The 15,678-nt window shown below is 24.1% G+C and carries 12 protein-coding genes and 2 pseudogenes; 10 read left to right on the forward strand and 4 right to left on the reverse strand.

Annotated elements, in window-relative coordinates; all coding sequences use genetic code 4:
- Positions 1 to 10: 10 nt before the first annotated feature.
- From AACK97_RS06630 to AACK97_RS06645, 4 genes and pseudogenes are all read left to right on the forward strand, one after another.
- On the forward strand, positions 11 to 403 hold the full coding sequence (locus AACK97_RS06630) for a hypothetical protein (protein ID WP_338967563.1): 393 nt from the start codon (positions 11 to 13) through the stop codon (positions 401 to 403).
- A 270-nt stretch (positions 404 to 673) separates the two neighbouring features.
- The gene (locus AACK97_RS06635; protein ID WP_338967565.1) at positions 674 to 2,548 is read left to right on the forward strand and encodes a hypothetical protein; all 1,875 of its coding nucleotides are present in this window, start codon (positions 674 to 676) and stop codon (positions 2,546 to 2,548) included.
- A gap of 47 nt (positions 2,549 to 2,595) precedes the next feature.
- Positions 2,596 to 3,084: a hypothetical protein gene (locus AACK97_RS06640; protein ID WP_338966785.1), complete on the forward strand. Its 489-nt coding sequence runs from the start codon at positions 2,596 to 2,598 to the stop codon at positions 3,082 to 3,084.
- 105 nt (positions 3,085 to 3,189) lie between these two features.
- Positions 3,190 to 4,305: pseudogene (locus tag AACK97_RS06645) on the forward strand (IS3 family transposase).
- A 287-nt stretch (positions 4,306 to 4,592) separates the two neighbouring features.
- On the opposite strand, the gene AACK97_RS06650 reads toward AACK97_RS06645, so the two are convergent.
- The 3 genes from AACK97_RS06650 to AACK97_RS06660 are packed head-to-tail and all read right to left on the reverse strand — an operon-like array spanning position 4,593 to position 9,510.
- Positions 4,593 to 7,583, reverse strand: a complete 2,991-nt coding sequence (locus tag AACK97_RS06650) for an ankyrin repeat domain-containing protein (RefSeq protein WP_338967567.1) — start codon at positions 7,581 to 7,583, stop codon at positions 4,593 to 4,595.
- A gap of 56 nt (positions 7,584 to 7,639) precedes the next feature.
- Complete coding sequence (locus tag AACK97_RS06655; RefSeq protein ID WP_338969012.1) at positions 7,640 to 8,539, reverse strand: ribosome-inactivating family protein; 900 nt, start codon at positions 8,537 to 8,539, stop codon at positions 7,640 to 7,642.
- Positions 8,536 to 9,510, reverse strand: coding sequence for a ribosome-inactivating family protein (locus AACK97_RS06660; protein ID WP_338967569.1), 975 nt, complete (start codon positions 9,508 to 9,510; stop codon positions 8,536 to 8,538). The genes AACK97_RS06655 and AACK97_RS06660 overlap by 4 nt, the downstream gene beginning before the upstream one ends.
- 192 nt (positions 9,511 to 9,702) lie before the next feature.
- Between AACK97_RS06660 and AACK97_RS06665 the strand changes: the two genes are divergently transcribed.
- The 6 genes and pseudogenes from AACK97_RS06665 (at position 9,703) to AACK97_RS06690 (ending at position 14,705) form a co-directional block, all read left to right on the forward strand.
- Positions 9,703 to 11,091, forward strand: coding sequence for an Mbov_0401 family ICE element transposase-like protein (locus AACK97_RS06665; protein WP_338966780.1), 1,389 nt, complete (start codon positions 9,703 to 9,705; stop codon positions 11,089 to 11,091).
- A 289-nt stretch (positions 11,092 to 11,380) separates the two neighbouring features.
- A complete protein-coding gene (rpsU, locus tag AACK97_RS06670; RefSeq protein ID WP_338967572.1) occupies positions 11,381 to 11,551 on the forward strand; it encodes a 30S ribosomal protein S21 in 171 nt (56 codons plus the stop codon).
- 106 nt (positions 11,552 to 11,657) lie between these two features.
- Positions 11,658 to 12,161, forward strand: a pseudogene (locus tag AACK97_RS06675) (cysteine peptidase family C39 domain-containing protein); the annotation flags it as partial.
- A gap of 13 nt (positions 12,162 to 12,174) precedes the next feature.
- Positions 12,175 to 13,698 carry an ATP-binding cassette domain-containing protein gene (locus AACK97_RS06680; protein WP_338967574.1) on the forward strand — a complete coding sequence of 508 codons (1,524 nt, stop codon included), beginning with the start codon at positions 12,175 to 12,177 and terminating at the stop codon, positions 13,696 to 13,698.
- Entirely contained in the window at positions 13,679 to 14,080 is a 402-nt protein-coding gene (locus tag AACK97_RS06685; RefSeq protein WP_338967576.1) for a hypothetical protein, read from the forward strand. Before AACK97_RS06680 ends, AACK97_RS06685 begins: the two co-directional genes overlap by 20 nt.
- A 163-nt stretch (positions 14,081 to 14,243) precedes the next feature.
- Positions 14,244 to 14,705, forward strand: coding sequence for a hypothetical protein (locus AACK97_RS06690; protein ID WP_338967578.1), 462 nt, complete (start codon positions 14,244 to 14,246; stop codon positions 14,703 to 14,705).
- Here the strand turns inward: AACK97_RS06690 and AACK97_RS06695 are convergent.
- Positions 14,697 to 15,641, reverse strand: a complete 945-nt coding sequence (locus AACK97_RS06695) for an IS30 family transposase (protein WP_338967580.1) — start codon at positions 15,639 to 15,641, stop codon at positions 14,697 to 14,699. The two genes, AACK97_RS06690 and AACK97_RS06695, sit on opposite strands and share 9 nt — an antisense overlap.
- Between the last annotated feature and the right edge of the window lie 37 nt (positions 15,642 to 15,678).

The raw sequence follows: 15,678 nt of genomic DNA on the forward strand, positions 1-15,678 counted from the left end.
GAAAATTAAAATGAAGAAACTTTTAGGAAAATTATTTAAAAAAGATAATTCAAAAGAAAAAATGCCATTAAAATTAAGAATTAAAAATTCTTTTAAAAAGCGGTGGTTAAAAATAGTATTAAGTATCATTTTCATCTTTATAAGTTTATTAATTTGTGCATTAACAGTAATAGATACTAAATGAATAACTGGAACAAGTGACAAATTTAATGATTTTATGAATAAAGAAATGGTTGATTTTTTTGGTAAGTTCAATAGTGTTATTATGCTCGCCGGAATATTTGTTTTTTGATGAGGCGGAGCAATATATTTTGCAATTAAATTTGAAAAATTAATCCGCTTTACTATTCAAAAAATTAAAGCAAAAAAAGCCTTGAAAAATGAAATCAAACAAACTAATTAATTCTTTTAAAAAATATTGATGGAGAATTTTGCCTTACATTTTTATGATTATTATCTTTTTCATTCCATTTTTAAAATTGGGAATTAATGATTTGAAATTATTATATGAAAAATTTGAAGCATTAATTTCACTTATGATACTAGGATATTTAGATATATGCATTACAATAGCGGTAATTATGAACTGTATCATTGAGTGACTTATTAAAAAATTAAAGCTAAAAGAATAATGAAAAATAAAATATTTTAAAAAGGAGTGATAAAAATGTTTATGAAAATATTTACCGTGCTAACTATTAGTTTCAATAACATTTTTACTATTCCACCAAACATTAACAACGAGAAAACGGCAGTGCAATTAGTTAGAAATAAAAGAAAAACTCAATATAAAACATATGACTTAAAATTTTCAGAAATAAATAACAGTTATTTACAATCATTGTATAAAAAAGGTAGTGACCCAGTATATATTAATATTGACTCAGTAAAAGAGCAATTACCTTTAGAAATAAAAAATTATGGAGAAAATACTAGAGGGTTTGCTGTCTTTACCAATGAACCAGTATTTAAAGAAATTAAAGAAATTTATAATTATAAAAAAGAAAACAGCACCCCAGAAGAAAGAGAATTTTTTGATAAAGATTTTCAAAAAACAAATATTGAATATTTTTATACTGCTAAAAAAATTAAAGATGTAAAAATAACAATACAAGAATATAGTTATCCCGGTTCAAACAAATTTCATATTAAAAAATTTTTAGCAAAATTAGAAACTAAACCAAGTACGGACATTGATTTGCCAGAAACAACCACCAAATTTGACGGCAACCATAACTATAGTGATGTTATTGATAATCTTGACTATTTAATGATTCACCGTGGTGATTTTGATAAATTTAATTACTCTTATCTCTATTGAACACCAATATTTAATTTCATTGACACTTTAGAAAAAGTTTACTATAAAGAATTCACCATTAAAAATCATGGTTTTAAAGACGAGAGCTATTTTTATCACAAGACTTCTAGTAATAAAAATGTAGTAAATGAGAATGTTTTGAAAATTCAGGCATTTAACAAAACTATAATTGCCGGAAATAAGTATTTACAATTGCTACACGGTGAAAAGGAAATCTGAAAATATGATACTGCAAACGCTAACGATTATTGCCTAATTAAGTATCTTTTTGGTACTTTAAATTACCTTAATGTTAGATTTAGTTTTCTACGTTATGACCCAGATTTACGAAATGATATTTACCTATATTTTAAAAATAACATTCCTAGTATTAACAACAGCGATTACAAAAATGTTTTTGACGAAATCTATGAAATCCTTGGCAACTTCTTTTCCAGTTTATTTTATGCTACTTTTGATATGGACGAAAAAACTTACACCGAAATTGATTTTAAGGGTGTAGATAATTACAACAAAAATTACTTTATTCAAATCGGTTTCTTTTACCGTTCATTAATTACCTTTTATCCCAAAAAATACTTAGTAAATATTATAGGAAACTCAGAACTATTACTAAGAAGTTATTTCTTTACTTTTGACAAAAAAACGCATCAAGAGAATTATGATGCCTTTAAAAACAATAATAGTATCTACCGAATTGATTTTAATGTCTTAAAATCCTATGATAATAAACTAATTACCTTGCCAACCAGCAAGACTGCTAACAGCATCAATTACCTCAATACCGATATTGATATTCGTTATGGTATTAATATTTTTACCTTAACCTTTCCGCTTTATCACAAAGATAATATCTCTAACTACAATTTTAAAATTTATGACTTTAATGTCTTAAATTCAACAGCCTTTATCCCTGATGGTTCAAATAACAGTGAATGAGACGATTTAATTCCACCAGCAAATTGTAAATATTCTGGACGATGAATACCAACTTTTAATGATATTGGATGTGCCCTTCAAAATGCTGGTATCAAAATGATAAACTGAATGCTGACAGCGTCACGAATCATTACAATTTTACGCCCGTTAGCAATTATTGCAAAAACAACAGTTAACTTTTCAACCGCGATTTTTCCAGTTTTTAAAACAGTACCAGCTTTTTACTATACCTTTCAATTTTTAATCGGTTTTGCCATTTTTCTAATGATATTAAGGATTTTCGTGTAATATATATATATATATTGAAAAAATAAAGTAATAAAGGAATTAAAATAATGAAAATTTTAAATATAATAACTCTTTCGACATTAACAATATTACCAATAGTTGGTTGTTCTAAAAAAGAAAACGAAACACAACAAGTTCAATATAAAATATATGACTTAAAATTTTCAGAAATAAATAACAGTTATTTACAATCATTGTATAAAAAAGGTAGTGACCCAGTATATATTAATATTGACTCAGTAAAAGAGCAATTACCTTTAGAAATAAAAAATTATGGAGAAAATACTAGAGGGTTTGCTGTCTTTACCAATGAACCAGTATTTAAAGAAATTAAAGAAATTTATAATTATAAAAAAGAAAACAGCACCCCAGAAGAAAGAGAATTTTTTGATAAAGATTTTCAAAAAACAAATATTGAATATTTTTATACTGCTAAAAAAATTAAAGATGTAAAAATAACAATACAAGAATATAGTTATCCCGGTTCAAACAAATTTCATATTAAAAAATTTCATACAAAAAAAGACAACAATTAATTCATTATTTAATTAATAAAAATATATAAAAAAATGGATAGGCTACAATAAGTTGGACCATAATTATATAGACTTCAAAATTATTAAGAAAGAAGGAATATAAAAATGGGAAATAAAACCTCATACTCTGAAGAATTTAAAAAACAAATTGTAATGCTATACAAAAATGACAAAAGTGTTATTAATTTAGGGAAAGAATATAATTTACCAAAACCAACTATTTATAGTTGAATTAAAAATTATAATAATTCTGGGTCATTTAAAGCAAAAGATAATTGCACTGTCGAAGAAAATGAATTAATTTACTTGCGAAAAGAAAACCAACAATTACGGATGGAAAATGACATTTTAAAGCAAGCAGCACTGATAATCGGGAAAAAATAACAATAAATAATTAATAACAACAAAAATAAATATTCAGTGAGGAAAATATGTAAGATTTTAGGTTTACTAAAATCAACATATTATTATCAAACTAATAAATGCACCAAGTTTGATGTTAATAATTATGAACAAGAAGTTATCAGTGCATTTAATAAAAGTCGCAAGATTTATGGTGCTCGTAAAATTAAAGCTGTTTTAATAAGAAAAAATATCATTTTATCACGACGAAAAATCCGATTCATTATGATCAAAAATAATTTGGTTTCTAAATACACCAAGTTAAAATATTGTAATCATAAAAAAACAGTTAATAATGACGAAATTAATAATGTTTTAAATCGTCAATTTAATGACAAAAAACCAAATGAAGTTGTTGTTAGTGATTTAACATATGTTCAAGTTGGCACTAAATGACATTATATTTGTTTATTAATTGACTTGTTTAATCGCGAAGTAATTGGCTATAGTGCTGGGCCAAATAAAACTGCTGAATTAGTTCAACAAGCTTTTCACAAGATAACACGACCATTAAATAAAATAACTTTATTTCATACTGATCGTGGTAATGAGTTTAAAAATAAAATTATTGATGAAATTTTAATAACCTTTAAAATTAAAAGATCATTAAGCTCCAAAGGATGCCCATATGATAATGCTGTTGCTGAAGCAACTTACAAAACCTTTAAAACCGAATTTATTAACGGTAAAAAATTTGCAAACTTAACACAACTAAAATGCGAACTATTTGATTTTGTTAATTGATATAACAATATTCGAATTCATGGCAGTTTAAATTATTTAACTCCCGTTGAATTTAGAAAATACCAGTCTACATAAAAAGTGTCCTAAAAAGGGTTGCCAATCCAAAATGTTAAAATTACTGCCTAGAGAAAGATGGTTTTTAATTATGACAATACTCTTCTTAAACAACTTTTTCATTTTTTCTATTTTGACAAAATAAAAAAGCAGTATTTAAGTTTAAATACTGCTTTAGTAAAAATATTTTTAATCTTAATTTAAATTAGATAATTAACAAATATATTAAAATTAAAATTTGAAGTCGGGCTATTTATGCATAACACATATAAGAAATATTTTAATTTTTTAATTAATAATGTTAAATTTTATTCTATTCCTAGTCAATCGCCTTCAGTGTTGGTTATAATGACAAAACCATCATTTTCATTATCTAATATTTCAAAATAACCATTTATTTGTTCAAAATGAAGCAGCATTACTTTTACGAGAGTATTGAAATCTTCATTTGTGACACTCCCGCCCCAGCCAGAATGGTCATTTATAATAAATTTATTTTTAATAATTTTAGTAATGGTTGCTTGTGAATTTTTATTTTGTTTAATTTCATTTCATGTGTTTTTGTTAATTTTAATTTTTAATTTATCATGGGCTAGAAATTTATATCATTTTTCAATGTTATCATAAACATTATGATGAATTGAAGTTGGCAACGCAATATCAGATGTTGCATGATGATGAAAAGCAAAATACATTCATGTTCCTGCAATTGCTAATCCTCCAATTACTAAGGATAGCCCTAGAGTTTCCGGAGCTAAAGCGGCAGCAGTACCAGTTTCTCCCGCTATAACTCCGCCTTCAACTGCTGCTGTTTCGGCAACAGTAATTGTTTCTGCGGCGGATAAGCTTTCTGTTGTGCTTGTTGATAAGAGCGGAGTCATTTCCATTGCTTCTGCATTTGTGACACTAGTAGCGGCGGTACCACTAACAGTCATTTTTGTTCCATAAGCTGTTAATGCACCCCCACTTAAAGCTGCTAATCCAGTATTTGTTAATTTTTCTTTAAAAGTTTTTTTATCATTTTCAGATAATGTTTGATAATAACGATTAATTTCATTTAATCTTTTTAATTTTTCGTCTTTTGAAAGATAATTATATTTATTTATTATCTTTGTAGTTTTTGTTTGTGAATTTACAATATTTTTGTTTATTGGTTTATTTGCTACAGGTACATTTGTATTATTACTGCCAGCAGATTGATTTGAAATTACTACATTTTTTTTAGGTTGTTCTGCTTCTATTAGTTTTTGTTGATTTTGAACAGTTGTAGTTTTTTCTTCTGAATTTATACCGCTTCCTTCAATTGTATGTTTTGACAAAGCAAAATTATAGTGAGTTCCATTATTAACATGAAATATTTGTATGTTTTCGGTTGGATTATTTGTTGCAAATATGTTTCGGTTGTTTGCATTAATATTAGAACCTAACAGATTGCCAATCGCCAAAATTTCTAGTTGTCCACCTCACGCTGAAGATTGTCTCATTCTTTCTAAGTAATTAGTATCAATTTCATTTTCGCTTATCTGAATTGCACTGCGAAATGTTTCGATCTGATTTGTCCCTGAATTTATTTGTGTGGGATTGTCTAAATTATCTCTTATATAATCAACAACGCGATTACGAAAGACATTTATAACTAAATTATTTGCTATTTGATCTTGATATCAAGTTTGCGTATTTGTATTATTTTCTACATCAAATTGTTGCAATAAATTTTGTACATATGATAAATAACTCAGCTGCAAGCTACCGAATAATTGGATAAATCGGCTTCTAAATTCTTCGTTATTATTTCTCACTTGCAATAAGTAAGATGTTGATACCGCCCAAAACAAACAACTATTATCCGATGGCACATCATACAGATTATTTTGATTTGTTGTTTTAGTATTTTGGTTTTGTGTTTCATTTGTGGTATCTTGTGATTGATATCCAGAAACATTTGTATTACTGTTGCTATTAGATTCAGTAGATTGGTTTTGTCTTATTTCATTATTTGCTGGTTGTAATAATGTTTCTAATTCTTTTTGAGATTCTTGTAAATCCTTTTCAATTTTTGTTATTTGTTCTTTATTTTGTGGTTTTTTTAGTTGTTTCTTAAATAATTCTATTTTATTTTTTAAATCCTGAAAATTTTTTAAAAGATCTTTAACTTCTATATAATCGTTACATATTGTATAATATAAAGCAGTATTACCGTTATTATTTTGTAGATTAATATCAACACCATTTGCAAGTAATAATTTCACAATTTCTATGTTCCCAAAAGATGCTGCTGCAATCAAAGCAGTATTACCATTATGTTTTAATTGCAAATTGATATCGGCACCATTTTTAAGCAATAATTTCACAATCTTTTCATAATCATAAGTTGCTGCTGTAATTAAAGCAATAATTAAAGAAGTATTATCGTTTTTGTCTGTAAGATTGATATTAAAACCTTTTGCAAGTAATAATTTCACAATATCTGTATGGCCATTTTCTACTGCTGTGATTAAAGCATTATTACCATTATTATTTTGTAGATTAATATGGGCACCATTTGCAAGTAATAATTTTAAAATTTCTATTTGAGCATTTCCTGCCGCAAGTAAAGGAGTATTACTATTCTTTACTAGATGACTATTTATAGCACCATTTGCAAGCAATAATTTCACAATCTTTTCATAATCATAAGTTGCTGCTGTAATTAAAGCAGTATTACCGTTTTCGTCTGTAAGATTGATGGCAGCACCATTTTCAAGTAATAATTTCACAATATCTAATTTTCCATAAGTTGCTGCTGTAATTAAAGGAGTTATACCAAATTTATTTTGATGATTGATATTGGCACCTTTTTCAAGTAATAATTTCATAATATCTAGTTCGCCATAAGTTGCTGCTGTAATTAAAGGAGTTATACCAAATTTATTTTGATGATTGATATCGGCACCATTTTTAAGCAATAATTTCACAATATCTGTATGGCCATTTTCTACTGCTGTGATTAAAGCATTATTACCATTATTATTTTGTAGATTAATATTGGCACCATTTTCAAGCAATAATTTCACAATATCTAGATTGCCATGGAATATTGCATATTGTAACGGTGATCAATCCATTAAAAAATCATTAATCATTTCTGAATTTTTATTATTTAATATAATTAATAATTTAGTAAGTTCTAAATTATTTTTATTAATAGAAATAGATAAAATAACACCATTACCTTTATTAAAAAAATTAAATTTTATTTTTTGTAAATTAAAATTATTTCCACTTTTAATTTTAGTTTTATTTTTTAATACATTTTCCATTTGATAAATGGAATTATTTACATTTTTTTTGTTTTCTAAAATATTTTTTCATCATTTTAAAAAAAATATTCCATTTCTTTAAAATCTTTATTTTCTTCTCTGTCAAATAAATTTTTTAGTTTTATTAATATTTCATTAATTATAGAATCTGTTTCTATTATTCTATTGATTTCATTGCCTGTCTCCAGTATTTCATTAATCTCATCCTGATTTTTATAAAAAAAATCAAAAAACTTTTTCTCTTTTATTAACTGTTCTCAAATTTCTATTCTAAATTTATTTAATTGTTCTGAATATTTTTTTCAATCGCCTCTTAATTGTGATGTATAATCTTTTCAATTTATTGTTTGATTTTCGTTAAATATTTTTTCTTGAATATCTCTTAATATATTTTTACTCTCATGTATAATTTTTTTTAAATTTATTGTTTGATTTTCGTTAAATATTTTTTGGATATCTTTTAGATTTTTAGCATCATATATTATTTTTCCATATTTATCAATATTTTTGATTTCTGCAAAAATTTCTAAAGTTTTTTCATCACATTGAAACCTTATGGCTTTACTTGTAATAAAAATCATTCTTACTAAATCAATTTTTATTGTTTGATTTTCTTGTTTATTATCGTAATTTGATAAATTTGAAATTACATTATTTAAAGTATTTTTCGAAAGAATAATATCTTTTCCTTTAGTTGATTTGTCTTTCTCTTTTATTACAACATTTAATCCATCTTCTGAATATGCTCCTGTATAATTTAAATTAGTTTTTTGACAATTATATTTTTGAATTACTGCTTTATTTAAAGCTTTAATTTTTTGTTCATCAGCTTTTAAACTATTACCTTGTAAATTAAGAATTTTTGTTTCTAAGTATTTTTTGTCGTTATTATAATTTATTGGAGAAATAGATAATAATCCTATTGCTTTTTTTAATTTTTCTATTTCTTGATTTAATTTATTTTATCACTTTGTTGCTTATTTTTTGATTTTTTTGCTTCAATTAATTCTTTATTTAATTTATTTAAAACTTTTGTATTATTGATTTTCTCTTCGATTATTTTGTCTATATCTTTAATGTTTTCTTCTATTTTTTTAATTTCTTCTGGTTTTTTTACTTGTTTTAATTCTTCTTTTCATTTTTCTAATATTTTTAATTTATTAAGTTTTTCTTTAATTTTTCACTCTAATTTTTCTTTTTTCTCATTGTTTTTGTTCTTTTCTATCATTAATTTTTTAAAATTTTCTAAATCAGTTTTTAAATTTCCCAGTTTGGTAATTTCGTTTTGATTAGCTTGTCTTATTGTTTCTAGAAGTTCATCATCAAAATAAAAATACTTATTTTGATTATTAATAAATCCTAGTAAATAAAGATTATTTAGATTAATTACTAATTTTATACTTTTATTATTACTATTTTTTAATGTTAATATTAATATTTTTTCTTTGTTATTTTGTTGTTCTTTAATTCAATTAGCCATTTTGGGTTCTAATTCTTCTAATTTAGAAATAATTGTTTTATTATCTTTATTATCAAGGTCTTTGCTTATAAGTCCCCCCATATTAATACTTCTTAATGGAACAAGATATTTTTCAATAATAAGTTCTTGCAATATTTTTTGAATATTTTCAGAATAATTTTCATCTCAAGTAACTTCTTTTTCAATAATATCAGTTTGGCTATCTGTATTTTTTGAAGATTGGGATTGTTGTTCATCTTGTATTTTTGGAGTAGTTGATATGTCTTCGTTGTTTTGTCTTTTATTTCTAATTAATTTTTCTAAATTATTTGTTTGTGAATAATTAAGCTCACTATTTAATAATTTATTTTTTGTTCTTTGTTTTCGATTAGGAGCAACTGCAATGACGGTTGATAGTGCATTACCAGTTATTAAAATTGTTCCTAACAATCCTAAAAGTTTTTTCATATTAATCAAATCCTTTTCGTGAATTTTTGCTAACTAATAAATTTTTATAGTATCGACCCCCCCCCCCCTTAAATTTATAAAATTTAATTAACACAAATTAATTATAAATCATCAAATAATAATTTTTATCATTTTTTCAGTTTATTGAATACTAAAATTTGTTAAAGTTACTATCAAGAAAGGTAATTTATTATGTTAAAAATTATTAATAATGTAAAAACCTCAGAAAACAAGCATTGATTTAGTTTATTTACAACCCACAAAAATATGTACACCAACAAATGCGAACAATTAGCTAATGAATATGAAAAATTAGATGAATACTTATATAAATATCATTATCGGTTAAAACAAGGTTATAAAGTAGTTCATTTTGCTTTAAGAACAATTATTACAATTTTTGGTGATGTTACTTTTAAGCGACGCCGATATAAATATTGAAATCAAAAATCAGGTAAATTCGAATATGTATGTTTGTTAGATAAAGAAATTGGTTTATTGCCCAAACAACGCATTTATTTTGATGTCCAATTTAAAGTTTTAAGTCTTTTGGGTGATGGCAAACGATATCGCGATGTTTTAGATGCTCTAAATCATTCTTATATTTCAAAATCTAGTATTTCAAGAATTTTAAATAAATACAATATTACCGAATATTTTCAACTAGCAGAAAAAGAAACTAAAACTAGAATTGATGTTAAAAATAAAGATTTATATATTCAGCTAGATGAAACATTTTTAGCGACATTAGATAATAAAATTAAACAAGACCAAAGAATTCGTTTAGTTACTTTTCATACTGGACATAAAGAAAAAAATTATAAAAATGCTCGTAGAGAACTAGAAAACAAACGAGGTCATTTTCTAATGTTAAAAGTTGGTAAACGAATAAACACGATGGATTATCGTGATTTATTAATTAAAGAATTACAAAAACATTATGTAAATATTAATTATGACAAAATAATTATTTGTGGCGATGGCGATACTTGAATTAGAGAAATTGCCAATAGTTTCGGTAATGTTAGATATATTTTAGATGGTTATCACGCTATTAAAAAATTAAAACAAACTGCATTTAATATTATTTTTGAAAATCGTAAAGTAACACTAAATAGTTGAATTAAATTATATAAGGATGGAAATCATCAAGAATTAGTGAAAAACATTCGTAATATTGCTAAAAATGAGTTAAATAAAGATATTAAAACAAATTTAAGAAAGGCAAGTAATTATTTCAAAAACAATAAGCAAGGTATTCATAATCAAAATTTAGAATGAAATATTGGCTGCAGCATTGAAAGTGATGTATCGCATTTAGTAAAACAACAATTAGGATATGGAGCAAAAATATATAATCATAAGAATTTAAATAACCTATTACATTTAAGAATGGCAAATTTAAACAAATTAAATGTATTGCATTATATTAATGAAAATATTAATTCAGAAATAGAAATCAGAAAAGAAATATATAAAAATTCATTATGAAATAAATATAATAATAAAAATGATGATAGTTGAATTAATAAAGGTGGTGTGGTGTATACCAATAAATATAAAAAACATAAATTTAGATAATTAGTGAAAATTTAATAATATTAATAATTTTTTGTTGTGTAAAAATTCAATAATATGATAAAATGAAAACGAATAAAAATGACAATAACAAGAAAGGCAGGGTTAGTTTAGTAATTAAATAATATAATTAGCTGATTGTTTTACTTCTTCAAAGCAATACCTAAGAAAACTAAACGCGACTATATTATTAAATCATTTGCATTTTATAGCAAAAAAAATTATAATTATAGGGTCTAGCTATAAAATATTCATATGTAAAAAAATATAGGAAAATGGAGTTGAAAATTAAATGGCCACAGTTGTTGTAAAAAAGGATGGAGAAGATATTGATCAAGCTTTACGCAGATTTAAAAAAGCTGCTTCTCCAATTAAAAGAGAATTAGAAAAGCGTAAACACTTCCTTTCTCCCAGAGAAAAACGTTTATTTAAACAAGCACAAAATCGTAAATTTTCTCGTTAATTCATTAACGAGATTTTTTTATGTTTTACAAGGAAAAAAATATTAGATAAGTAAAAGTAGTAATGGGGATTAAATGTTGTATCCATTAATATAACAAGAGCAAAAAAATGATTGTGCTGTTGCTTGTTTAGCAATGTTAATTAAGTATTATCACAAGCAACGAATTTCATTAGAAACTTTAAAACAAGAAGCATCATTTCAATGAGAATATTGAAGTATTAAAACATTGAAAGCGGTAGCCTATTCACAGGGAGTATTATTAACACCATATCATTGTAATTTTGAGCAACTTCAAAAGTTATCGTTAAAAACGCCTTGAATTTTATATGTTAATAATGACAATGGTGAAGCTCATTTTATTGTTGTTTATAAAAAACATCGAAAAAAATTTTTAATTGCTGATCCTAGCAAGGAAAAATTACAATGAGTAACAAATGAATATTTACAAAATATTTATTTGGATACTTTAATTATTAGTGCTAAAACAATAATTCTTGCTAGTAAACAAAAAAATATGTTATCTTGTTCATTATTTTATTTATTGCAACCATATTTAATGATAATTTTAGGGCTATTGATTATTAATTTATTATTAATTAACGGTAATTAATTTTTTAGCAAATATGTTAGTAAAAGTATTTATTGATAGTCATCATCTTTTTATTTTAAATAGTATTTGATTAAAGATTTTATTAGGTTTTATAATTATTATTTTAATGAAAATGATTGTTAGTTTTTGTCAACAAAAAATAATTTTAATGTTAACTCATAATTTTATTACTAGTATGACACATCGATATTATTTTGCTATTAGTGAAAGTAATTTTATAATAATGGAACAATATCAAGATAGTGATTGATTGCAAAGAGTTGAGGATTTAACTATTGTTTGTAGTTTATTAACAACAAAGTTATTACAAGGTATTCATATTTTTGTTATGGCAATTATTAGTACTATATTGTTATTTTTTATTCATTGATGATTTTTACTAGCGATTGGATTGCAGTCATTAATTTTGTTATGTATTAATTTGTTATTTCATAATTTTTGTTATCATCAACAAATTAAACAAAAACAAGAAACGATTTTTCATTATCAACAATATTTACAACTAATTCAATCAGCAACGCAAAGAATAGGTTGTGATGTTAATGATGTTGTTTTATTTAAAATTCAACAAAGTTATGACGAATTACAAAAAACTAGTATTAGTTTATCTAATGCTGAAGTTAAAGTTAATCACTATGAACAGTTGATTATTAGTCTTTGTAATTTATTAATATTGTATTTAGCAAGTAACTTACTTGCTAGCAATATGATATCTTTAGGACAAATAATATTTGCTAGTTCATTAACAGGCTATGTAACAAACTTTTTTCAAGAAATTGGTCAGCTAATTATTACGAGAAAAAAACTGAAGCAAGCGATTAATCGTGTAAAACCCCTGTTATTTTTTAAAAAGGAAATTAAGCATAATTCTTTGTGCGAAACAACTATTTCAACAATCTCATTGCAAAATGTGTCGTTTAAATATTGTGATCAAATTATTTTTCAAAAAATTAATTATCAATTTAAAAAAACTAATTTTATTAGTGAGGTTTCTGGTAGTGGGAAATCTACTTTATTAAAACTTATTGGTGGAATGTATGATAACTATCAAGGAATTATTTTGTTAAATAATCAAGATATGCGATTTCTTGCTCATAATGAAATTATTTGTTATTTGCAACAACATCCCTATGTTTATGAGGGAACAGTTTTAGATAATATTGTTAATTTTAATTATCAACTAGTAAATTTAGCAAAATTGGAAAAATTAAATGTTAGTGTTCTTTTACAAGCAATAAATTTGAATATTAACACTAAATGTGATAATAATGGTAGCAATTTAAGTTCTGGTCAACGACAAGTTGTTGCTTTTTTATCATTATTCTTTCATCATCAGTGGAAAATAATTTTAATTGATGAATCATTAAGTAATGTTAACCAGCAATTAAAAATTAAATTAATTAAACTGTTATTAACATATTTTGATGATGCTTTAATTATTTTTGTTAGTCATGATAGTAATTTGAAGACTTATTTTTCGCAAGAGGTAATAGTATCGTCATTCGGAGTAATTACTAGTGAAACCAATAATTCATAAGTCAATTCACAATAATGGTGTTTTAATTTATTTTTTAGTCATTGGATTGTTGATTTTAACTAGTATTTTGAGATTATCAAAAATAACAAAACCACAAACAACTAGTGGTTATTTAACTGTAATTAAAAAACAAGATAGTTGTTATTATGTCTTTAATAGCATTCATTCTTTATCTAATAAATATCTTGATCGGATAATTATTAATTATCAAGAAGAAGTTATTTTGTCTGCTAATGATTATCAAATTGAAAATACTAGGGTTGTTTTTAATACTGTTATTAGTTGTTTTTCATATTTTTACTATCAACCAGCGACCATTATTTATAGTGAACAAAGTTTATTAAGTTATTTTTATGAGATATTTTCGGTATCAGGAAGTTAATAATTTTCTTTTTCAAGAAATTAATTACTTGAATTTAAGGATAAATGCATCAATTATTTAAATAAGATTAGTTATTAGTCTTATTTTTTTATTTAAGCTGAATTATACTTGCACTTACAAGTATAATTCAGCAAATTTAAATGAAGAGAGGAAACGAGAATTTATGGATCAAAATCAGCAAGAGAAAAATAAATTAGAAAAGCAATTTTTAGAAATGTATAAAGTTCAACAACAAAGAATCCAAATTGAAGATATTAGAAGAATTGAACAATATAAGAAAAAACAAATTCATATCATGAAATTAAATAAGTTTAATGATTCAATTTTTAATAAAGAAACTTTAATAGGAAAGTTAGAAATAACTAAAGAAAATCTGAATAATCCAATGCTTTTAAATAATTTGTTTGTTGGAGAAAACTATTCTTGTTTGGATGATTTTTTATGTGTAGCCAAAGAATGACAAGATATGCAACTTCATTTTAATGCAGCAACAGCTCACATAGAAATAGAAAATAAAATGGTGGAACAAGAAAATCAACGCCGAGAAATAAAAAAGAAATTTAAAAAAATTAATGAATTAAATATCCTGAATTGTAAATATAAATGGGACAGTTTTTTAAAATAATTGTATTAAATCTATTGGTCTTTTATAAGATAATGATTTTCTGGGTGTAGAATTAATTTGAAATGCTATAGAATTTAAGTCTTTTTGTTTATATGAAGATAAATCAGTAGATTTTGGTAAATATCTTCTTAAAATACCATTATTGTTCTCATTTAAACCTCTTTGACAAGGTTTTCCGGCATCTGCAAAATAAATTTTAACATTACAATTTTTTTCAATTAATTTTCATTTACTAAATTCTTTACCACGATCAAAAGTAATAGTTTTAATTGTTCCTGGTATTAATTTTGAAATAAATTTTATTATACTTTCTGTAATACTTTCTGCTTTATGATTTTTAGTTTTCAAAGGAATTGTGGTTTTTGATCATATATCAGCTAAAGTAATAATAGAACTTTTATGATCTTTACCAACGATAGTATCTCCCTCTAAATAGCCAAATTCTTGTATATTTTTAATATTTGGAATGATTAAATTTCTTTCATGAATAGATTTACAATTATTAATTCTGCCCCTAGTTTCTTTTTGTTTATGAGGTTTATTTTTGCCTTTTCTCAATAAATTTTTTTCATCAAAACCCATTCGATTTGTTTTAAACATGTTATATAAAGTTTTTGTTGAAATATTTTTTATTTTATTTTTCTTTAAAAAATCAGCAATTATATCAAGAGCATAATTTTTAGTAATTAACAAATGATTGATAGTATTAATTTCTGTTAAAGTTAAAATTATTAATTTTCTACCTGCATTTTGTTTATTTTTTTGAACTTGATTCAATATTTCTAATGGTAATAAGTTTTGATTTAATAATTTACAAACTCTGTGTACAATTGATTTACTATAATCAATTGCTTTTGCTATTTTACGAATAGAAAATCCATAACTTTTATATTCTTTTATTGCTATTATTGATTCAATAGTCAAATACTTATACATTGTGCTAATTCCTTTCTTTTCTTAATTATAGAATTAA

This window comes from Spiroplasma endosymbiont of Lonchoptera lutea (genome assembly GCF_964019715.1).
Lineage (GTDB): Bacteria > Bacillota_I > Bacilli_A > Mycoplasmatales > Nriv7 > Nriv7.